The sequence below is a fragment of the Tenacibaculum adriaticum genome (assembly GCF_008124875.1).
GTDB lineage: Bacteria > Bacteroidota > Bacteroidia > Flavobacteriales > Flavobacteriaceae > Polaribacter > Polaribacter adriaticus.
Genome location: NZ_VNIA01000013.1, coordinates 1 through 1,553 on the forward strand (window position 1 = coordinate 1; position 1,553 = coordinate 1,553).

The 1,553-nt window shown below is 51.1% G+C and carries 1 protein-coding gene; it reads left to right on the plus strand.

What is annotated here, in order from left to right; translation table 11 throughout:
• The coding region (locus C7447_RS14625) for an HYR domain-containing protein (RefSeq protein ID WP_148871263.1) at positions 1-1,553 on the plus strand (1,553 nt) is incomplete at both ends.

Below are 1,553 nucleotides of genomic sequence, written 5' to 3' on the forward strand. Positions count from 1 at the left end.
GGCACAAACAACTGTGGCGTGCCAACGATCACGAATGATGCGCCAGCAACCTTCCCAATCGGAGACACTACGGTGACTTGGACATCAACGGATGCCGCAGGAAACACCGCTACGTGTACACAAGTAGTTACAGTAGTAGACAATATCAATCCAACGATCAGTGCTTGTCCATCGGCAGTCACGGTGAATGTAGATGCAGGCACGTGTACCGCAAGTGGGGTAAGTTTAGGAGCAGCCCCAACAGGCACAGACAACTGTGGTGTATCAACGATTACGAATGATGCGCCAGCAACCTTCCCAATCGGAGACACTACGGTGACTTGGACATCAACGGATGCCGCAGGAAACACCGCTACGTGTACACAAGTAGTTACAGTAGTAGACAATATCAATCCAACGATCAGTGCTTGTCCATCGGCAGTGACGGTGAATGTAGATGCAGGCACGTGTACCGCAAGTGGGGTAAGTTTAGGAGCAGCCCCAACAGGCACAGACAACTGTGGTGTATCAACGATTACGAATGATGCGCCAGCAACCTTCCCAATCGGAGACACTACGGTGACTTGGACATCAACGGATGCCGCAGGAAACACCGCTACGTGTACACAAGTAGTTACAGTAGTAGACAATATCAATCCAACGATCAGTGCTTGTCCATCGGCAGTCACGGTGAATGTAGATGCAGGCACGTGTACCGCAAGTGGGGTAAGTTTAGGAGCAGCCCCAACAGGCACAGACAACTGTGGCGTACCAACGATCACGAATGATGCGCCAGCAACCTTCCCAATCGGAGACACTACGGTGACTTGGACATCAACGGATGCTGCAGGAAACACCGCTACGTGTACACAAGTAGTTACAGTAGTAGACAATATCAATCCAACGATCAGTGCTTGTCCATCGGCAGTCACGGTGAATGTAGATGCAGGCACGTGTACAGCAAGTGGGGTAAGTTTAGGAGCAGCCCCAACAGGCACAGACAACTGTGGTGTACCAACGATCACGAATGATGCGCCAGCAACCTTCCCAATCGGAGACACTACGGTGACTTGGACATCAACGGATGCTGCAGGAAACACCGCTACGTGTACACAAGTAGTTACAGTAGTAGACAATATCAATCCAACGATCAGTGCTTGTCCATCGGCAGTCACGGTGAATGTAGATGCAGGCACGTGTACAGCAAGTGGGGTAAGTTTAGGAGCAGCCCCAACAGGCACAGACAACTGTGGCGTACCAACGATTACGAATGATGCGCCAGCAACCTTCCCAATCGGAGACACTACGGTGACTTGGACATCAACGGATGCCGCAGGAAACACCGCTACGTGTACACAAGTAGTTACAGTAGTAGACAATATCAATCCAACGATCAGTGCTTGTCCATCGGCAGTCACGGTGAATGTAGATGCAGGCACGTGTACCGCAAGTGGGGTAAGTTTAGGAGCAGCCCCAACAGGCACAGACAACTGTGGTGTACCAACGATTACGAATGATGCGCCAGCAACCTTCCCAATCGGAGACACTACGGTGACTTGGACATCAACGGATGC